The organism is Dickeya dadantii NCPPB 898 (genome assembly GCF_000406145.1).
In the GTDB taxonomy this organism is placed as follows: Bacteria; Pseudomonadota; Gammaproteobacteria; order Enterobacterales; family Enterobacteriaceae; genus Dickeya; species Dickeya dadantii.
Genome location: NZ_CM001976.1, coordinates 3,767,556 through 3,789,746, shown reverse-complemented (window position 1 = coordinate 3,789,746; position 22,191 = coordinate 3,767,556). Strand labels below are relative to the sequence as shown.

The 22,191-nt window shown below is 57.6% G+C and carries 15 protein-coding genes; 11 read left to right on the top strand and 4 right to left on the bottom strand.

Features of this window, described 5'->3' with window-relative positions:
* The first annotated feature begins 51 nt into the window (after positions 1-51).
* The 9 genes from rlmD (at position 52) to bglB (ending at position 14,555) form a co-directional block, all read left to right on the top strand.
* Positions 52-1,386 (top strand): 23S rRNA (uracil(1939)-C(5))-methyltransferase RlmD, encoded by a 1,335-nt coding sequence (rlmD, locus tag DDA898_RS17075; protein ID WP_038911836.1) that lies wholly within the window; start codon positions 52-54, stop codon positions 1,384-1,386.
* Between the two features lie 9 nt (positions 1,387-1,395).
* The gene (gene relA, locus DDA898_RS17070; RefSeq protein ID WP_013319252.1) at positions 1,396-3,633 is read left to right on the top strand and encodes a GTP diphosphokinase; all 2,238 of its coding nucleotides are present in this window, start codon (positions 1,396-1,398) and stop codon (positions 3,631-3,633) included.
* A gap of 215 nt (positions 3,634-3,848) precedes the next feature.
* Complete coding sequence (gene mazG / locus DDA898_RS17065; protein WP_201765907.1) at positions 3,849-4,646, top strand: nucleoside triphosphate pyrophosphohydrolase; 798 nt, start codon at positions 3,849-3,851, stop codon at positions 4,644-4,646.
* Positions 4,647-4,872: 226 nt separating this feature from the next.
* Positions 4,873-6,510, top strand: a complete 1,638-nt coding sequence (gene pyrG / locus DDA898_RS17060; RefSeq protein ID WP_013319250.1) for a glutamine hydrolyzing CTP synthase — start codon at positions 4,873-4,875, stop codon at positions 6,508-6,510.
* Between the two features lie 97 nt (positions 6,511-6,607).
* Positions 6,608-7,906 carry a phosphopyruvate hydratase gene (gene eno, locus DDA898_RS17055; RefSeq protein ID WP_013319249.1) on the top strand — a complete coding sequence of 433 codons (1,299 nt, stop codon included), beginning with the start codon at positions 6,608-6,610 and terminating at the stop codon, positions 7,904-7,906.
* Between the two features lie 319 nt (positions 7,907-8,225).
* Complete coding sequence (locus tag DDA898_RS17050) at positions 8,226-10,406, top strand: TonB-dependent receptor (RefSeq protein WP_107768366.1); 2,181 nt, start codon at positions 8,226-8,228, stop codon at positions 10,404-10,406.
* 4 nt (positions 10,407-10,410) lie between these two features.
* The gene (locus DDA898_RS17045) at positions 10,411-11,466 is read left to right on the top strand and encodes an ABC transporter substrate-binding protein (protein ID WP_050570281.1); all 1,056 of its coding nucleotides are present in this window, start codon (positions 10,411-10,413) and stop codon (positions 11,464-11,466) included.
* Between the two features lie 295 nt (positions 11,467-11,761).
* The gene (locus DDA898_RS17040; RefSeq protein WP_038912627.1) at positions 11,762-13,336 is read left to right on the top strand and encodes an MFS transporter; all 1,575 of its coding nucleotides are present in this window, start codon (positions 11,762-11,764) and stop codon (positions 13,334-13,336) included.
* A gap of 79 nt (positions 13,337-13,415) precedes the next feature.
* The gene (gene bglB, locus DDA898_RS17035; protein WP_038911832.1) at positions 13,416-14,555 is read left to right on the top strand and encodes a beta-galactosidase BglB; all 1,140 of its coding nucleotides are present in this window, start codon (positions 13,416-13,418) and stop codon (positions 14,553-14,555) included.
* A gap of 70 nt (positions 14,556-14,625) precedes the next feature.
* Here the strand turns inward: bglB and DDA898_RS17030 are convergent, their stop codons facing one another.
* Complete coding sequence (locus tag DDA898_RS17030; RefSeq protein ID WP_038911831.1) at positions 14,626-15,600, bottom strand: MBL fold metallo-hydrolase; 975 nt, start codon at positions 15,598-15,600, stop codon at positions 14,626-14,628.
* Between the two features lie 225 nt (positions 15,601-15,825).
* Here DDA898_RS17030 and queE point away from each other — a divergent pair, with 225 nt between their 5' ends.
* A complete protein-coding gene (gene queE / locus DDA898_RS17025; RefSeq protein ID WP_013319243.1) occupies positions 15,826-16,497 on the top strand; it encodes a 7-carboxy-7-deazaguanine synthase QueE in 672 nt (223 codons plus the stop codon).
* Between the two features lie 39 nt (positions 16,498-16,536).
* Here queE and queD read toward each other — a convergent pair whose 3' ends face one another.
* Complete coding sequence (queD, locus tag DDA898_RS17020; RefSeq protein ID WP_013319242.1) at positions 16,537-16,905, bottom strand: 6-carboxytetrahydropterin synthase QueD; 369 nt, start codon at positions 16,903-16,905, stop codon at positions 16,537-16,539.
* Between the two features lie 130 nt (positions 16,906-17,035).
* Positions 17,036-18,370: a glycoside hydrolase family 28 protein gene (locus DDA898_RS17015; RefSeq protein ID WP_038911830.1), complete on the bottom strand. Its 1,335-nt coding sequence runs from the start codon at positions 18,368-18,370 to the stop codon at positions 17,036-17,038.
* A 536-nt stretch (positions 18,371-18,906) separates the two neighbouring features.
* Between DDA898_RS17015 and DDA898_RS17010 the strand changes: the two genes are divergently transcribed.
* Positions 18,907-20,196 carry an ABC transporter substrate-binding protein gene (locus tag DDA898_RS17010; protein ID WP_038911829.1) on the top strand — a complete coding sequence of 430 codons (1,290 nt, stop codon included), beginning with the start codon at positions 18,907-18,909 and terminating at the stop codon, positions 20,194-20,196.
* A gap of 45 nt (positions 20,197-20,241) precedes the next feature.
* On the opposite strand, the gene DDA898_RS17005 is transcribed toward DDA898_RS17010, so the two are convergent.
* Entirely contained in the window at positions 20,242-21,951 is a 1,710-nt protein-coding gene (locus DDA898_RS17005) for a hypothetical protein (protein ID WP_038911828.1), read from the bottom strand.
* Positions 21,952-22,191 lie beyond the last annotated feature (240 nt).

Genomic DNA, 22,191 nt, shown 5'->3' with positions numbered 1-22,191 from the left:
ATGTGGGACAATTAAGGTCGACTATTCCATTAAATCAATGACAGCACACTTATGGCGCAATTCTACTCTCCAAACCGGCGCGTGACGACCCGGCAAACCCTTACCGTGACGGCGAATGATCTGGATCCATTCGGACAGGGAGTAGCCCGCCATCAGGGAAAAACGCTGTTCATCCCCGGTGTGCTGCCGGGTGAGCAGGCCGAGGTGCAGTTGACGGAGGAGAAACGCCAGTTTGCCCATGCCCGGCTGCGGCGGTTGTTGACCACCAGCGACGAGCGCGTGACGCCGCGCTGCCCGCATTTTTCCGTTTGCGGCGGTTGTCAGCAGCAGCATGCCAGCCAGCCGCTGCAGCATCGCAGCAAGGCGGCCGCGCTGACACACCTGATGACGCGGGAAACCGGCGCCGTTCCGCCGGAGCCGGAAGTGATCGCCGGATCGGCCTACGCCTACCGCCGTCGCGCGCGCCTTGCATTATACTATCAGGCGAAAACGCGCCGGTTGCAGATGGGCTACCGGCAGGCGGGATCGCACGATTTGGTGGATATCGGCGCCTGCCCGATTTTGCGCCCGGAGCTGGAGGCGCTGCTGGCGCCGTTGCGCGACTGCCTCGGGCAGTTGCAGGCCGTCCGGCGGCTCGGGCACGTGGAGCTGGTGCTGGCCGAGCAAGGGCCGCTGGTGATTTTGCGTCATCTGGATCCGTTGCGCGACGCCGACCGGCAGGCGCTGACGGCGTTTGCCGCCCGGCACGGCACGGCGCTGTTTGCGACGCCGGAAGCCGGCGCGCTGGAATGCCTGCACGGCGACATGCCGTCTTATCGCATCGCCGGGTTGTCGCTGGCGTTCAGCCCGCGGGATTTTATTCAGGTCAATGACGACATCAACCAGCGTATGGTGGAACGGGCGCTGACGTGGCTGGACCCGCAGCCGCAGGACCGGGTGCTCGATCTGTTTTGCGGCATGGGCAATTTTACCCTGCCGCTAGCTGCGCGCGCCGGCAGCGTGGTCGGGGTCGAAGGCGTGGCGGCGCTGGTGGAAAAAGGGCGGGAGAACGCCCAACGTAACGGGCTGACGCAGGTCACATTTTATCATCATGACCTGGAAGAGGACGTCACCCGGCAACCGTGGGCGTCGATGGGATTTGATAAGATACTGCTCGATCCGGCCCGTGCCGGCGCGCCGGGAGTGATGCCGCAGATTGTGAAACTGGCTCCCCGGCGGGTGGTGTATATATCCTGTAACCCCACCACGCTGGCGCGGGACAGCAAGGTGCTGATGGCTGCCGGTTATCGTCTGGCCCGGCTGGCCATGCTGGATATGTTTCCACATACCGGACATCTTGAGTCGATGGCACTGTTTTTGCTTGGTTCCGATGGCTCGGTAAAGTAGGGAGAGATTATGGTTGCGGTAAGAAGTGCGCATTTGAATACGGAAGGCAAGTTCGTGCCGGACGCGTGGATTGCCTCCCTGGGTATCGCCAGTAAAACGTCGTGCGAGCGTCTCGCCGAAACCTGGCGCTACTGCGAAGAAAAGACAGAAGGTCACCCTGATGCGATGCTGCTGCTGTGGCGCGGTATCGAGATGGTGGAAATCCTCTCCACGCTAAGCATGGATAACGACAGCATGCGCGCGGCGATGCTGTTCCCGTTGGCGGACGCCAACGTGGTGGACGAAGATACGCTGCGGGAAACCTTCGGCAAGAATATCGTCAATCTGGTGCATGGCGTGCGCGATATGGATGCGATTCGCCAGCTTAAAGCCACCCAGCACGATTCGATGGCCTCCGAGCAGGTGGATAATATTCGCCGTATGCTGCTGGCGATGGTGGAAGACTTCCGCTGCGTGGTGATCAAGCTGGCGGAGCGTATCGCCCACCTGCGCGAAGTGAAGGATGCGCCGGAAGAAGAGCGCGTGCTGGCGGCCAAAGAGTGTACCAATATCTATGCGCCGCTGGCTAACCGGCTGGGTATCGGCCAGCTCAAATGGGAACTGGAAGATTTCTGCTTCCGCTATCTGCACCCGGATGAGTACAAACGCATCGCCAAACTGTTGCACGAACGTCGTATCGACCGCGAGCAGTACATCGACGATTTCGTCAAAAACCTGCGCGCCTCTATGGCGCAAGAGGAACTGAAGGCCGAGGTGTATGGCCGCCCCAAACACATCTACAGCATCTGGCGCAAGATGCAGAAGAAATCGCTGTCGTTCGACGAACTGTTCGACGTGCGGGCGGTGCGTATCGTGGTGGAGCGGTTGCAGGATTGCTACGCCGCGCTGGGTATCGTGCATACCCACTATCGTCACCTGCCGGACGAGTTCGACGACTATGTCGCCAACCCCAAGCCCAATGGTTATCAGTCGATCCACACCGTGGTGCTGGGGCCGGGCGGCAAGACGCTGGAAATCCAGATTCGTACCCGGCAAATGCACGAGGATGCTGAACTGGGCGTCGCCGCGCACTGGAAATACAAGGAAGGCGCCGCCACCAGCGGACGTTCCGGTTACGAAGAGCGTATCGCCTGGCTGCGTAAGTTGCTGGCCTGGCAGGAAGAGATGGCCGACTCGGACGAAATGCTCGACGAAGTGCGCAGCCAGGTGTTCGACGACCGCGTCTACGTGTTTACCCCCAAAGGCGATGTGGTGGATTTGCCGACCGGTTCCACGCCGCTGGATTTTGCTTACCACATCCACAGCGACATCGGCCACCGTTGTATCGGCGCCAAGGTGGGCGGGCGTATCGTGCCGTTCACCTACCAGTTGCAGATGGGCGACCAGATAGAGGTCATCACCCAGAAGCAGCCGAACCCAAGCCGCGACTGGCTGAACCCCAATCTGGGGTACATCACCACCAGCCGCGGGCGTTCCAAAATTCACAACTGGTTCCGCAAGCAGGATCGCGACAAGAATATCCTGGCGGGTAAACAGATTCTGGATGATGAACTGGCGCATCTCGGCGTGAGCCTGAAGATGGCGGAAAAACTGCTGTTGCCGCGTTACAACATCAATTCGATGGATGAATTGCTGGCCGGCATCGGCGGCGGCGATATCCGTCTTAATCAGTTGGTTAACTTCCTGCAGTCGAAAGTGAACCAGCCGAGCGCGGAAGAGCAGGATCGCGAAGCGCTGCGCCAGCTGACGCAGAAATCCCAGCAACCGGCCCAGCGCGCCAGCGCTAAAGACAACGGCCGGGTGGTGGTGGAAGGCGTCGGCAACCTGATGCACCACATCGCGCGCTGCTGCCAGCCGATTCCGGGCGACGATATCATCGGCTTCATCACCCGCGGGCGCGGCATCTCCATTCACCGTGCGGACTGCGAACAGCTCGACGACCTGCGCAGTCACGCGCCGGAGCGCATCGTTGAAGCGGTATGGGGCGAAAGCTACTCCAGCGGCTATTCGCTGGTGGTTCGGGTGACCGCCAACGACCGCAGCGGCCTGTTGCGCGACATCACCACCATTCTGGCTAACGAAAAGGTCAATGTGTTGGGGGTTTCAAGCCGCAGCGACGTGAAACAGCAGCTCGCCACCATCGACATGGACATCGAGATCTACAACCTGCAGGTGCTGGGCCGGGTGCTGGCCAAGCTCAATCAACTGCCGGATGTGATTGACGCCCGGCGGTTGCAGGGCAATTGATACTGTTTTAGTACCGTAAGGCGGGCAGGTCCCGCCTTTTCCATTTTAGAGCCTATCCCACCAGGCTATTTTACTTGCCATTTTGGACCTGGGCAGTGCTCAAAATCCTCACGTACTGCGTGTACGCTCCGGTTTTTCCGCGCTGTCCGTGTCCCAACTGGCTGCGCCAATGACGCCTGGTGGGATAGGCTCTTATTATCGGGATTACCATGAATATGAATTCATCCGCCATTGAGCGCTTACTCCACATCATGCAGCGGCTGCGTGACCCGGAAAACGGTTGCCCGTGGGATCGCGAGCAGACGTTTGACACTATCGCTCCTTACACGCTGGAAGAAACCTACGAGGTGCTCGACGCCATCAGCCGCAAGGATTTCGACGACCTGCGCAGCGAGCTGGGCGACCTGCTGTTTCAGGTGGTGTTTTACGCCCGTATGGCGCAGGAGCAAGGGCTGTTTGATTTCTCGGACGTGTGTGACGCCATCAGCGATAAGCTGGAACGTCGCCATCCGCATATCTTCGGCGACGCCACGCTGTCGGACAGCGACGCGGTGCTGGCTAACTGGGAGCAGACCAAGGCGCAGGAGCGGGCGGAAAAAGACCGTCATTCGCAGCTGGACGATATTCCACAGGCGCTGCCCGCACTGATGCAGGCGCATAAAATCCAACAGCGCTGCGCCGCCGTCGGTTTCGACTGGGCCACGCTGGGGCCGGTGGTAGACAAGCTGTACGAAGAGATCGACGAGGTGATGGTCGAAGCGCAACAGGCGGTGATCGACCCGGAAAAACTGGGCGAGGAGATCGGCGATATGTTGTTCGCGGCGGTTAATCTGTCCCGCCATCTCGGGCACAAGGCGGAAATCGCGCTGCAACAGGCCAATCGCAAGTTCACCCGCCGTTTCCAGCAGGTGGAGCAACTGATTGGCGACAGCGGTAAAGCCCTTGCCGACGCCACGCTTGATGAGATGGAAGCCGCCTGGCAACAGGTAAAAGCATCAGAAAAAAAGGATTGAAATCATTTTCTGAATGAAAGCCGGTTTTTTTCCGGTTTTTGGCGCTATCCGGCTGATTTTAAACCCGGTCATCGTCTCCCGCATCGGAGGGAGATACCGCATCAGCCGGAGCCTGTCAACATCACAAAGGGTAAAACGATCATTTGTGACGCCTCCCAGGTTCGGGTATACTACTTTCCCGTCCTGGTCTTTCCATCGTCCTTAAACCTAAACTTTCAGGTTCAGCATGACAACTAATTATATTTTTGTGACCGGCGGGGTCGTATCCTCTCTGGGTAAAGGCATTGCCGCAGCCTCTCTCGCGGCTATTCTCGAAGCCCGTGGCCTCAACGTGACCATCATGAAACTGGACCCGTATATCAATGTGGATCCGGGCACGATGAGCCCGACGCAGCACGGCGAAGTGTTCGTCACCGAAGATGGCGCCGAAACCGATCTCGACTTGGGTCATTACGAGCGTTTTATTCGCACAAAGATGACGCGCCGCAATAACTTCACCACCGGACGCATTTATTCTGACGTTCTGCGCAAGGAGCGTCGGGGCGATTATCTGGGGGCGACCATTCAGGTTATCCCGCACATCACCAACGCCATTAAAGAACGCATTATCGAAGGCGGCGAAGGCCACGACGTGGTGCTAGTGGAAATCGGCGGTACGGTCGGCGATATCGAATCGCTGCCGTTCCTTGAAGCGATTCGCCAGATGGCGGTGGAAGTGGGCCGCGAGCACACCCTGTTCATGCATCTGACGCTGGTGCCGTACATGGCGGCGGCGGGTGAAGTGAAAACCAAGCCGACTCAGCACTCCGTGAAAGAACTGCTGTCCATCGGTATCCAGCCTGATGTGTTGATCTGCCGTTCCGACCGTACTGTGCCGGCTAACGAACGCGCGAAAATCGCGCTGTTCTGCAACGTACCGGAAAAAGCGGTCATCTCGTTGAAGGACATTGATTCCATTTATAAAATTCCAGCGCTATTGAAATCTCAGGGTCTGGACGATTATATTTGTAAACGATTCAGCTTAAACTGTCCGGAAGCAAACCTGTCAGAGTGGGAACAGGTTATTTACGAAGAAGCCAATCCGGGCGGCGAAGTGACCATCGGCATGATCGGCAAGTATGTGGAACTGCCGGATGCTTACAAATCAGTGATTGAAGCGCTGAAGCATGGCGGTCTGAAGAACCGCCTGACGGTCAACATCAAGCTCATCGATTCGCAGGACGTGGAAACGCGCGGCGTCGATGTGCTGAAAGGGTTGGACGCGATTCTGGTACCGGGCGGCTTCGGCTACCGCGGGGTGGAAGGGAAAATCATGGCGGCGCGCTATGCCCGCGAGAACAACATCCCGTATCTTGGCATCTGCCTGGGTATGCAGGTGGCGCTGATGGAGTTCGCCCGCAATGTCGTCGGTATGGAAGGCGCTAACTCCACCGAGTTTGTGCCAGACTGTAAATACCCGGTAGTGGCGCTGATTACCGAATGGCGTGACGCCGACGGTAATATCGAGGTGCGCAGCGAAGACGGCGATCTCGGCGGCACTATGCGCGTAGGCGGGCAGCAGTGCCATTTGACCGAAGGCAGCTTGGTGCGTCAGATGTACGGTGAACCGACGATCATTGAGCGTCACCGCCACCGTTATGAAGTCAACAATATGCTGTTGAAACAGATTGAGGCCGCGGGGCTGCGTGTTGCTGGCGTCTCCGCCGACCGCAAGCTGGTGGAAATTATCGAAATCCCTGATCATCCGTGGTTTGTGGCCTGTCAGTTCCATCCGGAATTCACCTCCACGCCGCGTGACGGACACCCGCTGTTCGCCGGCTTTGTGAAAGCCGCCGGGGCGTACCAGAAACGTCAGGTGAAGTAAGGTTTTGCCGGTGAAATGAGTTTTGCAGCAACGCGCGGTCTTCCGATCGCGCGTTGCCGTCTGAGGTTTTAGTTTAACTTGTACTGAGGAAAATCTGATGTCCAAAATCGTTAAAGTCATTGGCCGTGAAATCATCGACTCACGCGGAAACCCGACCGTTGAAGCGGAAGTGCATCTGGAAGGTGGTTTCGTTGGTCTGGCTGCCGCACCGTCAGGCGCGTCCACCGGCTCCCGCGAAGCGCTGGAACTGCGTGACGGCGACAAATCCCGTTTCCTGGGCAAAGGCGTGACCAAAGCGGTTGCCGCGGTAAACGGCCCGATCGCACAGGCTGTTCTGGGCAAAGACGCCAAGGATCAGGCTGCCATCGACAAGATCATGATCGATCTGGACGGCACTGAAAACAAATCCAACTTCGGCGCCAACGCCATTCTGGCCGTTTCTCTGGCTGCGGCTAAAGCCGCTGCTGCGTCAAAAGGCCTGCCGCTGTATGCTCACATCGCTGAACTGAACGGCACCCCGGGCAAATACTCCATGCCGTTGCCGATGATGAACATCATCAACGGTGGCGAGCACGCCGACAACAACGTCGACATCCAGGAATTCATGATTCAGCCGGTTGGCGCGAAAACGGTTAAAGAAGCCATCCGTATGGGTTCTGAAGTGTTCCACAACCTGGCGAAAGTACTGAAATCCAAAGGCATGAGCACTGCGGTGGGTGACGAAGGCGGCTATGCGCCGAACCTGGGTTCCAACGCCGAAGCGCTGGCGGTTATCGCTGAAGCGGTGAAAGCAGCCGGTTACGAGCTGGGCAAAGACATCACGCTGGCGATGGACTGCGCCGCATCTGAATTCTACAAAGACGGTAAATACGTTCTGGCCGGCGAAGGCAACAAAGCGTTCACCTCTGAAGAATTCACCCACTTCCTGGAAGACCTGACCAAACAGTACCCGATCGTGTCTATCGAAGACGGTCTGGATGAATCTGACTGGGCTGGCTTCGCTTACCAGACCAAAGTGCTGGGCGACAAAATCCAGCTGGTTGGCGACGATCTGTTCGTAACCAACACCAAGATCCTGAAAGAAGGCATCGAGAAAGGCATCGCTAACTCCATCCTGATCAAATTCAACCAGATCGGTTCTCTGACCGAAACGCTGGCTGCAATTAAAATGGCGAAAGACGCTGGCTATACGGCGGTTATTTCTCACCGTTCAGGCGAAACTGAAGATGCAACCATCGCCGACCTGGCGGTAGGTACTGCAGCAGGCCAGATCAAAACCGGTTCCATGAGCCGTTCTGACCGCGTTGCTAAGTACAACCAGCTGATCCGTATCGAAGAAGCGCTGGGTGACTCTGCACCGTTCAACGGTCTGAAAGAAGTGAAAGGCCAGGCGTAAGCGTCTGCCTTGTGCCGGGCGTCCGCGCCCGGTGATAAACCCCGGTGGGTTTCGGCACCCGGGGTTTTTTTATGTTGCGACTCCACATTCAATTTTTCCCTGCCCGGATTTTTTCGATCCCGTCGGCGTCTGGCTTGCTCCTTACGAGTGATTTTCCTACCACTTAGTAATTACATTTTATTTTTCAGCTAATTATCAATTGATCCTGGGCAATGAGAACGAGATTTTTTCTTAAAAGCGTCTCGTATCTTTGTATATTGCGCATCGATATATAAAAAAATACATATCGATAAACAACATACAAAACCGAGATAAAAAAATGACAATGCAGAAATGGAAAAACAGCATTCATTGTCTGGTGCCTGCTTTGATGGCTGTTTCTTTTTCTACCTGGTCCGCCGAGGGCGGCGCGAAACTGGATGATGATAAATCGGCGGATGTGCTGGTAGTCACGGCCAAACCCACAGACGCCTCTCCGTATCCGGCCGGGGCTGGGATGAACACCAATGCCGTCGAGATTGGGCCGCTAGGCAAGCGTGACCGCGTCGACTCGCCGTATTCCACCACCACGGTGACCTCTGCGATGATCGCCAACCAGCAGGCGAAAAATGTCAACGATCTGCTGAAATACAGCGCCTCGGCGCAGATGCAGGCACGCGGCGGCATTGATGTCGGCCGTCCGCAAAGCCGCGGTATGCAAGGGGATGTGCTGGCGAACAGTCGCCTCGATGGGCTCAATATCATCTCCACCACCGCCTTTCCTGTTGAGATGCTGGAGCGGCTGGATGTGATCAACAGCCTGACGGGGGCGCTTTATGGCCCCGCCAGCCCGGCCGGGCAGTTTAATTTTGTGCAGAAAAGACCCACGGCGCAAACCTTGAACCGCGTTACCGTCGGTTACTCCAGCAAAGGCGCCGCTTCAGGTCACGCCGATCTGGGGGGACACGTCGGGGAAAACGATCGGTTTGGTTATCGCATCAACCTGCTGCATGATGAAGGCGAGGGTAGCGTTAGCGACAGTACGCTGCGTCGCCGTCTGGCCAGCGTGGCGCTGGATTGGAACCTCTCCCCGGATACGGTACTGGAATTTAATGCCAGCGAATATCGCTTCAAGAAGATGGGCTATGCCGGCGGCTTTTCCTATGGACCGAACGTCCAGCTTCCCAGCGCGCCGGATGTCAGCCGCAAAGGGTTTGGGCAATCTTATGCCGGGCTGGATCTGGTGACCAAAACGGTCAGCACCCGTCTCAAACACTATTTCAATAATGATTGGGTTATCACCGGTGGTGTCGGTTACCAGACGGCGGATCGCGGTATGCGAACGTTAACCCATTCCATTACCGACAATCAGGGTTCACTGCGTACCACATTGACACAACCCTATAGCGCCGGGCGGTTCCGGGTGTTGAGCAATACGTTGCAGCTGAACGGCCATATTGATACCGGCGGCTTATCTCACGATGTGGTATTCAGCACCACCGGATTCCAGTGGACCAACTATGCCGCACTGGGCAGCAGCAACCGCTACCTGCTTGGCAACAGCACCATTGACGCACCGGGCGGTTTTAACGATCCGAGCGATGGCCGCTTTTACGCGGGTTCCGGGCGTTACAAAGATAGCCGCAGCACCCAGCAGGCGGTCACCGTGGGAGACACGGTGGCCTTTAACGACCGCTGGTCGGCCATGGGCGTCGTCAGCCAGAGTTGGATCGCTTCGCGTAGCTACGGTGATAACAGCGACATTCAACATGACACCGGCACCAGTCCGACGGTTTCCCTAATGTATAAGGTGCTGCCCAATGTCATGACCTACGTCGCCTATGCGGATTCCCTTGAGCAAGGGGGCGTCGCGCCCACCGGTGCGGCCAACGAAGGCCAGGTATTGAAGCCTTATCGTAGTACCCAATATGAGGCCGGGGTGAAATCCCAATGGGGGAGCGTTAACCTGAATGCCGCGCTATTCCGGTTGGAACGTCCGTTTGCCTATACCAATGCGGTTGACAACATTTACAAAGAGCAAGGTAAGCAGGTCAACAACGGTCTGGAACTGATGGCTGATGGCGAAGTCTGGGATGGTCTGCACCTGTTCGGGAGTATGACGCTGCTCGATCCCAAATTGAAGGAAACCGCGCTGGCGGAAACCCGCAACAAGCGGGTGGTGGGCGTGCCTAAGTTTCAGGCTAACCTGCTGGCGGAGTATAGCCACCCGGCACACCCGGCTCTGGTGTACCAGGCTAATCTGCACTACACCGGTAAGCGAGCGGCTAACGACACCAATACCTCCTGGGCAGCGGGGGTCACCACGCTGGATCTCGGCGCGCGTTACGGCTTTAAACTGCACGATAAAAAGGCGGCACTGCGTGTGATGGTGAATAACGTCACTAACGAGCGCTACTGGGCGTCCATTTTCCCCGGCAGTACTGATGGCAATAACGGTTCCGCCAGCGCTTTCCTGGGCGAACCGCGAGAAATTCGCGCTTCCCTCTCCGTTGACTGGTGACGCGATGACTTATTCTGTTATTGGCCGCCGCGCGCGGCGTTTTTCGGCGGCGTTGCTCGCTTGCCTGCTGGCTGGCTCGGCGCTGGCGGATGCCGCACCGACAAGAACGGTGCATTACTACGGTGATCGTACGGTTGAGGTGCCCGCTCGGGTAGAACGTATCGCCACGTCCTGGAACGCGCAGAATTCGATTATCGCCATGCTGGGCTATGGCGATCGCATTGTTGCTACCACCAAAATAGTGCGCGATACGCCGTTGTTCCGTCAGTTTGTGCCGTCGATCGCGCAGGCCGCCTTGGCGTCGCGCAACGGCGATATGGGCATTAACAGTGAAGTACTGGTGGCTATGCGCGCGCAAGTCTTGTTTGTGCCGCAAAGTACGCCGCTGCCGGAGGCCGATACGCTGGGCAAGGCGGGGATCCGCGTGGTGGCGCTGCGCTATAACTCGCTGGCGGCGATGGTGGAACGCACTCTGATTACCGGGGAGATTTTGGGGCCTGATGCGTTAGCGCGCGCCCACGATTTCGCGGCGTATTATCAGGACAACGTGCGGCGCGTTAGTGACGTCATACAACGTATTCCGCCTGAACAGCGGCTCAAGGTCTATCATGCCGTGGGTGATCCGCTTACTACGTCGGGTCGCCCCTCCCTCAATCAGGATTGGCTGGATCTCGGTGGGGCGATCAACGTCGCGGAACCCTGGTTTCACCAGGCGGGTGTCAGTACGGCGCCAGTCTCCCTTGAGCAGATCGTGCAGGCCGAGCCAGATGTGATTATCACCATGCGGGCAAGCGATGCGGCGGCGATCCGTCAGGATCCGCAGTGGCAAACGCTAAAGGCCGTCCGGCAAGGGCGGGTGTATGCCAATCCGCAGGGGATGTTCTGGTGGTGCAGGGAAACGTCCGAGCAGGCGTTGCAGTTTCTGTGGCTGGCGAAAACGCTCTACCCGCAGCAAATGCAACATATCGATATGGAAAAGGAGACCCACGACTTCTACCAGCGCTTCTATGGCTTTGACCTGAGTGCTGAGCAGGTTGATCGTATTCTGCATCCGCGTTAAGTGTCTGGAACGCCGCCATCATGGGGCGTTCCGATTGTTCTTCTGTCTTCAAACTGACCCGCTCACCTTGTGATCGCCATAAACGAACCGTTGGTTTTATTGGCCTAAAATACTTTTTTATAAAAGCTTGAGCTCGATCGCCACGTTCTTCTCTGGGATGCCAATCCCTCCCGGGCCGTGGCAAACGCGCAAAGGTTTTTGCCTTGCCGTCTCGCTACTTTAACGCTACGGCGGCCACGATGTTTTGGGCTCGCTGCAACACCTTCATAAATACAATCAATGAGGAAGGATGGCGATGAAAACACGTAAGATTGGGCTGGCGAATTACCTGGCCTACGGTTCCGGTGATTTCCTCGGGGCCGGCACCACGGCGCTCACCGCCGGCTGGCTGCTCTATTTTTACACCACCTTTTGCGGCCTGACGCCCATCGAGGCGACCTTTATTTTTGCCATGGCCAGGGTACTGGATGCGGTGGTCAGCCCGCTGATGGGGTTCCTGACCGATAACTTCGGCTCTACCTGGCTGGGCAAACGCTTCGGGCGCCGCAAGTTCTTTATTCTGCTCGGTATTCCCTGTGTCTTCAGCTACAGCCTGATGTGGGTCGGCCACATGGATTACTGGTACTACCTGATTACCTACCTGCTGTTTGACGTCATCTACACCATGGTGCTGGTGCCGTATGAAACGCTGGTGCCGGAAATGACCGATGATTTCAAACAGAAGACCAAGTTCTCCGGCGCGCGTATCGCGCTGGCGCAGCTGTCGGCGATTCTGGCGGCGTTTCTGCCCGGTATCTTGTTGGGATATTTCGGCAAGGACAATGTGGTGTCCTTCTTCTACTCCAGTCTGGTGTTCTCGGTGATCTGCGCCTGCGTGCTGACGCTGGTGTACTTCTTCACTTGGGAGCGGCCACGCGACCAGATGTCGGAAGCGTCGTTGCGGGCGGAAAAAGAGCGCCAGTCGCTGACGCTGGGGCAGAGCCTCAAACGCCTCAACATTGAACTGTTGTCCACGCTGCGTATCCGTATCTTCCGCCAGCATCTGGGGATGTATCTGGGCGGTTACATCGCACAGGACGTGTTCAACGCGGTCTTCACCTACTACGTGGTATTCGTGCTGATGCAAAGCCCGACGATGGCGTCCAACCTGATGGGCACCATGGCGACCCTGCAATTTATCTCGGTGATTGCGATGATCCCGCTGTGCATCAAGTTCGGCCCGGCGCCGTCCTATCGCATGGTGGTTTGCCTGTTCGGTCTGAGCGCGCTCTCCTATGGTTTCCTGTACTACAGCGGCATGCATTCGGCGTTCTCGCTACTGCTGCTGGTGTCCGGTTTGGCCGGTTTGGGCCGCGGCGGCATCAACTATGTGCCATGGAATACCTATACCTACATCGCTGATGTGGATGAAGTCATCACCGCCCAGCGCCGTGAAGGGATCTTCGCCGGCATTATGACCCTGACTCGTAAAGCCTCGCAGGCCGGCGCGGTAATGCTGGTGGGCATCGTGCTGCAACTGTCCGGTTTTGTCTCCGGCCAGAGCGTGCAGGCACCGGGCGTCAGCCACACTATTTTGATGGTGCTGTGCTTCGGGACGGTCGGGGTGCTGGCATTAGGCTTCCTGGTATCTCTGCGCTTCAAACTGAATTTGCAGACGCATGAAGTGCTGCGCCAGGAAACGGCGAAAATGCGTGAGGCAGGCCGCATCGTACCGGAAAAAGTCACGCCGGAAGCCCGTGCCACGGTGGAAATGCTGGCCGGTATGCCGTACGAATCCCTGTGGGGGAACAACAACATTGGTTATCTCAATCGCCACAAGGCACCGGCCCGGTCGATGACCGGCAGAACGCCTCACCACGGTGTGCATTGAACGGCATTGCGTGGATTGAGACGTTATTGAGTAGAAGTCATCGATTGATGTGTAACGAAACTGGAACTGGATATCTGTTATGACCATTTTCCCTGTGAAACATAGCGCACTGCTGCGCCAGCCCGAATACTTCATCTCCCGGGACGATTTAAAAGCGTTGATTTGCCGGGTGACCGACAATTTGATCAACATTGAGGATAAAACCGGCGAATTCCTGTTGCGGCTGGACGACGGCCGGGTAATTGATACCAAGGGCTGGGCCGGCTGGGAATGGACGCACGGCATCGGGCTGTACGGCATCTATCAGTATTATCGCCAGACCGGCGACGAGCGGATGCGCGCTATCATCGATGACTGGTTCACCGCCCGGCTGGCCGAAGGGACGCCGACCAAAAACGTCAACACGGTATGTCCGTTCCTGACGCTGGCCTACCGTTATGAAGAAACCGGCGACAGCCGTTGGCTGCCGTATCTCGAACGTTGGGCTGAATGGGTGATGTACGACATGCCGCGTACCCACAAAGACGGTTTGCAGCATATCGTCTACAACAGCGAAAACACCGATCAACTGTGGGACGACACGTTGATGATGAGCGTGCTGCCGCTGGCGAAAATCGGCAAGCTGCTCAACCGCCCCGAGTTTGTCGAAGAAGCCACCTACCAGTTCCTGCTGCACGTGCAGTACCTGATGGATCGTCAGAGCGGCCTGTGGTTCCACGGCTGGACCTTCGACGGCAACCACAGTTTTGCGCAGGCGCGCTGGGCGCGCGGCAACAGCTGGCTGACCATTGTAATCCCGGAATTCATCGAATTGCTGGATCTGCCTGAACACAACGCCACCCGCCGTTTTCTGATTCAGGTGCTGGAAAGCCAGGTGGAAGCGCTGGCGAAGTACCAGGACGACAGCGGCCTGTGGCACACCCTGCTGGATGACCCCACCTCTTATCTGGAAAGCTCCGCTACCGCCGGGTTTGCCTACGGCATCCTCAAAGCGGTGCGTAAGCGCTACATTGACCGTCGCTACGCCGAGGTGGCGGAAAAGGCGATGCGCGGCGTGGTGGCGAATATCAGCGAGAACGGGGAATTGCTGAACGTGTCCTTCGGAACGGCGATGGGCAAGGAACTGGACTATTACCGCCAGATTCCGCTGACCTCAATGCCGTACGGTCAGGCGATGGCGATTCTGTGCCTGTCGGAGTATTTGCGCGTTTATCTGTAAAGCGTCTTGAAGAGAGAAAGGTTTTGAACGGGCTTTCTGCGAAAGCCCGTTTTTTGACGCTGACGGTGACTCACAGCCCCGACAGGCTGTAATTGACCGGTAGCCAACGATAGCCGTTGGTTTTGCCGCTGGCGTCGTGCTGTGCCGCGACGTGGCCGATGCCGGGGAACGGCAGGTGTGCGCCCGCCACCCAGTAACCCTGTTTCACCGTCTCTTTCAGCAATGCATCGCGGGTGCGAACCGCCTGCTCGCTATCGGAGTCAAACGCGATGGCGGTGTCCGGCAACGGCATTTGTACCGCTTCGGCGTGCACGATGTCGCCCCACAGCAGCATTTTCTGACTCTCGCTGTTGACCAGAAAAGCGGTATGGCCGGGGGTATGGCCTGGCGTAGGCACCGCGGTAATGCCGGCAGGCAGTGACTGATGGTCGGTGAAGGTCTTGAGTTTGCCGGCTTCGCGGATGTGGCGGAACACGTCCTGCACCCGCTCAAATCCGGCTTTTTTATCCTGCGGCGCTTTTTTCAGATTATCCGGGCTCAGCCAGAAATCGGTGTCTTTCTGATTCACGTAAATGGTGGCGTTGGGATACACCAGCTTGCCGTCGCTGACCAGCCCGCCGAAGTGATCGGCATGCAGGTGGGTCACCAGTACGGTATCGACCTGTGCCGGTTGGTACCCGGCCGCTTTCAGGTTGGCCAGCGTTTTACCGGTGGTTTTTCCGCCCAGCGCGCCGGTGCCGCTGTCGACCAGAATCAGGTTTTTGCCGGTATTGATCAGAAACGCGTTGATGGAGGTTTCCACCTGCGGTTTCAGGTAGCTGGCTTCCAGCAGACTGACGATTTTCTCCCGTGGGGTGCGGGTGAGCAGCTTGTCCATCGGCATGGTGTTGGTGCCGTCGGACAACGCGGTAATTTCATATTGTCCGACCATGATGCGGTAATACCCAGGCTGGGTTTTGACCTGCGCGACCGCTTCGGCGTTGGCGAACGCCGGAACCAGAGATAATGACAAACAGAAAACAGCAAGGGGTTTCAATAACGTCATCTTACATTTCCTTATTTGAATAGAGGTGTGGCATTTGAATAGAGGTATGGCTGTATCATGTGCGACCTGTTGATTATTAACCGGGAATCGCGCAGGCACAAATTCCTGGCTGCCGTTCTTTTTCGCTATCGCGCCCGGCGGTATTCGTTATCGCACCCGGCGGTTTGGCATGGCATCCGCTATCGGCGATAATAGTGGTTTAGCCAGAAGGAATAATGAAACACGATGCTTTACCCGATTAACGAAATGTTCCAGACCCTGCAGGGCGAAGGTTTTTTCACCGGCGTCCCGGCGGTGTTTATCCGTTTGCAAGGGTGCCCGGTGGGGTGTAGCTGGTGCGATACCAAACACACTTGGGAAAAACGGCCGGAGCGGCAGATTTCGCTGGCGGAAGTGCTGGTTAAAAGCGGGGAGAGCGACGCCTGGAGCGGTTCCAGCGCCGGAGATCTGATACAGCAGATAGCGCGGCAGGGATACACTGCCAGGCATGTGGTGATTACCGGCGGCGAGCCTTGTATCCACGATCTGACGCCGCTGACGCAGGCGCTGGAACAACAAGGGTTCAGCACCCAGATTGAAACCAGCGGCACCCATGAGGTGCGTTGTTCACCCAACTGCTGGGTGACGGTTTCCCCCAAAGTGAATATGCGCGGCGGTCTGGCGGTGTTGGATCAGGCGTTGCAGCGGGCGAATGAAATCAAGCATCCGGTGGCGCGTGAGCGGGATATCGAAGCGCTGGATGCGTTGCTGGCGAGGTTGGATGACGACAAGGCGCGGGTGGTGGCGCTACAGCCGATAAGCCAAAAGGACGACGCCACCCGGCTGTGCATTGAAACCTGCATCGCCCGCAACTGGCGTTTATCGATGCAGACCCACAAATACCTCAATATTGCCTGATGGGCATCGTGTAGCCTGCCAGTCGCGCAGGCCGCGGACTCAGTCGTCCTCGCCGCGGTAGACGCACCCGGCGGTGCAGGTTTCCTTGACGGTCACCGCGCTTAATAATGGCAGCGTCGGTTTGAGTTGCTGCCAAATCCAGCGCGCCAGTACTTCGCTGGTGGGGTTTTCCAGCCCCGGAATGTCGTTCAGGTAATGGTGATCCAACCGCTCCCAGGTGGGTTTGAACGCGGCTTTCAACTCGGCGAAGTCCATCACCCAGCCGGTATAAGGATCGACCTCACCGGTAATTTCCAGACGAACCATGAACGAATGACCATGCAGGCGGCCGCATTTATGGCCATTCGGCACATGGGGAAGCCGGTGCGCGGCTTCGAACTGGAAATCTTTAAACAGTGTGGTTGGCATGGTGAGGCTCTCGTGTCATTCAAAAAACCGTCGCATACTACCGGAAAGTGCCGTGTGAAGCACGTTTCCTGACGTCAGACTATCCTTTTTGCCAGTATCAGCGCGCCATCCTGCCAGGTTGTCAATCGGGCTATTCCGTCAGTTCGATAACCGCATCGTGGCTCCAGCCGGCGGGCAACGGGGACGGGCGCCGCAACGTCATGTGGTGCAACGTTAATCCGCTGACGCCGCGCGCAAACAGCGCCGGCAGCCCGGTTGGGTAAGTTTCCACCCCGTAAGCGCGACCGGTATCCGGGTTGACCATGTAGGCGTTGTCCAGCCCCATGCCGGTGGGGCGGTCCGGGTTGCAGGGCGGGCGGACGTCGTACAAGCCCTGTTCCGGCGAATGGCTCGGTCGTTGTTCTAACGTGATGCCATCGAAATGAATATCGCGGATATAGCCCGCCGGCGTGCTGTGCAGGTTGATGGCGCCTTCGCTAACGCCGGACAGCCGCACGAAGCGCACATCCTCAATCACTCCGGGTTCAATCGTCGGGTCGCGGTAACGTACCGATACGAATACCGGGTCGGCCTTGCCCCAGTGGCAGGGCGGCGCCGCGACGCATTCGAAGGTGATATCGCTAAAACAGATGCGGCGAAAGGCGCCGCCGTCGCGGGACATCAGGCCGATTCCCCGGTTGGAGTCGTAGATGGCGCAGTGGCTGACGGTCAGGTCTTCAATGTCGGCGAAGGTTTCGGTGCCGATTTTCAGCGCGCAACTGCGCGAACGCAGCCGGCAGTGGCTGACCGTCATACGCTGGGCTTTATACTGCATGGCGGGCGGTTTGGCGGTGGTTTTGATGCACAATGCGTCATCGGCGGCGCTCAGGTGGCAGTGATGCACCGTCACGTCCTGACAGCTGTCGAGATTGAGCGCATCGGTATTCGCCATGGTCATGTCGTTATCCACCGTCAGGCGCTCAACATTGACCTGACGGCAACTCACCAGATGGACGGTCCACATCGGCGCCTGTTCGATGGTCAGGTCCTGCAAATTGACCTGTTCGCAGTCCTCCAGCACCAGAATACGCGGGCGATGTTGTGCCGGCAGGCGATAACCTTGTTCATCGGGCTCGGCTGAGAAGTAGGCGTCGGCGTTACCGGTGATTTTCCCTTTCCCGCACAGGGTGATATTGCGCTGCCGGCGGGCGTACAAAAACGCGCGATCGGAAAGCTCGGCCACGCTGACGGTAGTCGTCTGAGCAAAATCGTCATAACAGGCGCTGGCGATCAGTTCCGCTCCGGCGTCCAGTTGCAGGCAAAAATTCGAAGGTAGCCGTAATCCTCCCAACAGATAACGCCCCGGCTCTACCACCAGCGTGCCGCCGCCTTGCGCGGTCAGGTCATCGATCGCCCGCTGGAACAACGCGGTGTCCGGGGTAACGCCATCGGCGGCGGGTGTGTAGGAGCGAATGGATAGCCTCATGGTTTTTATCCTGTTTCGATAGGGAAATGAGAGCCATTCCAGCACGGTTTTTCATTGCAGACAGCCGTGGCGCGATAGGAAATCACTCAGGGTTAGAGCGCCTTCACAGCCAGCCTGGGGCAATCCGGTGGAATGTGAGCGTGATAACGTCATACTCGCCGCAGTGTGAACGTAATGTGTGTTTCATCACGTTTTTATCCCTTCTGGCGAACGCGTACCGCGTTGGCGGCGCACTGTGTTTTATTTTTGTTAAATAACTGTGAACTCGATCGCGTGCTCTATTCACCGTTGCAGGCAGGTTGTGAGGCAAGGACGCAGCAATGCGCCGGACGGTGAACCCGCTTCCATGAAATGCGCCTTGCCGGTCCCGGCGACACGCATTTTTTCAGCCTGCTCCGCATAACGCGCATTTGGTCGCTTCCCGGCGCTGGTGAAGCAAAAAACAATCTGCCTATCTTGTTTCCCTGCGGGAGGCGCCCTGTACCTGCCTGATTACCCTTCCGCCCTGAAATAACAATATAAAGAGGATCGGGGACATGATGAGATTGCTGGTAGGACTGATGTTGTTGGCGTTTACCGTGCTGGGCCAGGTTCAGGCCGCGGAACAAGTGACATTGCGCATGTCCTGGTGGGGCGGCAACAGCCGCCATCAGGCCACGCTGGCCGCCATTGAGGCTTTTCAGAAAAAATACCCGGGGATCACGGTCAAAGCGGAATATACCGGCTGGGACGGCTACCTCTCGCGTCTGACCACCCAAATCGCCAGTGGCGAAGAGCCGGACGTGGTGCAGATCAACTGGAACTGGATACCGATCTTCTCCCGCACCGGCACCGGCTTTTACGATTTGAACAAACTGAAAGAGACCCTGAAACTGCAGGACTTTCCGGCGGATGCGCTGACCACGGTGGACGGCAAGGTCAACGCCATCTCCACCTCGCTCAACGGGCTGGTGATGTACTACAACGTCGATACCTGGAAAAAAGCCGGTCTGGCGTACCCGACCACCTGGGAGGAGCTGTTCCAGGCTGGCAAGGTGTTCAGGGATAAGCTCGGCGACAACTACTTCCCGCTGGCTTCCCCAGCGCAGGATAGCGGCGAAGGGCTGCTGGAGTTGATCAACACCTATATGACCCAGAAATTTCATATCGGCATGATTGACGAGCAGAACAAACGCTTCAATTACACCGAGGCGCAGTGGCTGGAAGCGTTCCGTTTCTACAAACGGTTGGTGGACGATCATGTCATTCCGTCGGCGAAATACTACAACGCTTTTGGCAAGGCCGGGGTGTTTGAAACCCGGCCGTGGATCAACGGCGAATACGGCGGGGCGCAGCTATGGGCGTCGGTAGTGAAGAAATACGCCGAGCCGCTGGCGCCGCCCGCCAGACTGGAACTGGGGCCGTACATCATGACGCCGGGTTCCGACAATCCGGGGCAATTCTTCAAGCCCTCGATGCTGTTTGCCATCAGCAAAAGCAGCAACCACCCGAAAGAAGCGGCGCTGCTGCTCAATTTTCTGATGAATGACCCGGAAGGCAGCCTGCTGATGGGCACCGAGCGCGGCGTGCCGCTCAGCCGGGTGGCGCGTCAGGCGTTGCAGGACAACCAGCGGCTGGATACGCAGGATCTGGCGGTGAAAGGGCTGATGCAGGCGCTGGAAAAACCGATGCAAACCCCGGTGTCCTCGTACATTGAAGATCCGCAACTGGCCAGCCTGATTCTGCAAACGGTTGAGCAACTGGATTACGGCAACCGGAGCGTGGAGACGTCGGCGAAGAATTTCAATGATACGGGCAACCGCATCCTGAAACGGGTGATCCGCTGATGATTAGCCGGTTTGGCGGCGTTACGCCGGGTGACGTGACGCCGCCTAATGACCGCCGCCGGTGTCCTGCGTTAGCGCGGTCAGCTGTTGTTGCAGGCTGTCCGACAGCGCGCGTGGGCGGGCGGCATCAAACATGACGTGCATGCTCACCGGGTAGTCCCGGTGTTGCAGGCAGAAATCGTCCATTTCATGCGCCACGCCGTAGAGCGCCTGAATATTGGTTTTGGCGATTTCACGCAGCGTCCAGTTGTTTTCTACCTGCTGGCAGTAGTGCAGGGTGAAAAAGGCTTTTTGCGCATGGACGAAGGCCCGGCAATAGAGCGCCAGTCCGCGCCATTCCTGCAGCCAGCGCTGGCGCAGCGGTTCCGGCAGGTCATGGTCGCGGGCAAACTGGCTGGCGGCCTGCCGGCTCTGGTCGGCTAACTGCCAGGCTGCGTCTTTCTCCCGCACGATCTGATACAGATTCTGGGAAGCCAGTTCCGTTTCGCGGCGATCAAAGGTGATATCGCGCCCGGAGCCGGGTAACCAGTGGTTGCGATTGAGCTGACCGTACAGGCTCCACACCGCCTGACCGTAACTGGACGGCAGCAGGCTATGGCGATGGAACACATGGTGGCGCGCATACAATGATAGCGACAGCGCCTGTTGCGCCTGTTCCAGCAGGGCGCGCATGGTGTGACAGACCGTGTCGTCCGGCTGCCATTGCCAGCATTCCGCCAGCCACTGACGAAACAGTTCGCTTTCGTTAACCGGCGGCGCGCTGTCGTTCAACAGACGTGCGCAGGCGAACAGCGTGAATTCGCTCAGCGACCCCAGCACGCTGTGGTTATCGACGCCATCCCAACTGATGCGGCACGCCGCGCTGACGATGGCCGGATTCTTTTCCCTGCACCACAGCAATCGCCCCTGAATTTCGGTGTAACGCAGAAACGGCAGATTGCCCCAGCCGACTTCCTCGCCCGCCACATCCAGCTCCACCCAGATTTCCCGGTCATCCAGCTCCAGCAGCGCCGGGTTGTTGGGGAATTCCGGCCAAAAGCGCTCCGGCGTCATCTTGATGGCGGCGGACACGGTGGGCGGCAGGCTGCGGAGGGCCTCCAGTACGTGGGACATGTCGTGATGATTGGCCGGAAAGGCGCGCAAGACCAGATGACGCTGATGGGCGTGAACAACGCGGGAAACGGCGGTAAACAATTGCCGGTAAATCGGTTCGCTGTCTAGGGTTGGCGGCATTGCCGGTGGCATCGTCGGTGAAATAATGCCGCTTTGCATCTCCTCGCCGGGCGGCGGCGCAAACCGTATCAGGCTGTCGCTGTTGGAGATCGCCAGCATCAGCCCGCTCAGCCGTGGGATCTGCTGCATCAGTTGCTCTACCTTGGCGGCCAGGTAATCGCACCAGAAATGGGTATCGATACGGAACTGACGCGCATCGTCCAGCAACTGCGGGTGCAGCAACAGCAGGTCGGTAGGGAAGGACAGCTCTTTGCATTGCAGGTACAGCGCCAGCCCCTGTTCGCGGCAATAGGCGGCGACCTGATTGAGATAGACGCAGCGCGAGCGTTGCTGACTGCTGATGCGATCGTCAAAGCGGGCGTGTTGATAAGCGGGCGGCGTCACCAGCTTATCCAGCAGGTCCGCTTGCCCCAGCACCAGCGTATTGAAACCGTAACGGCGGGCGTAGTCCGCCAGCGCGGTGATGTGCCGCCAGTGCCAGATATCCTGGGTGTTCAGTTCCAGTGCGCGACGCTGCCACATAATCGGTGTGCTCCCTGGGCCACGGAATGGCGAGTATAACGCCAGCGCGATAGCCCAAAAGAAACATTAAAATAATCAATGCGGTAAATTGTGATCAATAACACTTAAAGCAATAAGTGTTATCAAAAAAACTATTTAGTCGTTTTGGTTATTAAATATTTCCATCATGTCTTTAATTGTTAAGATGGGGATGGTTACCTTATATCCCATCTGACTTTCTATTTCATGAAATTGGCTATT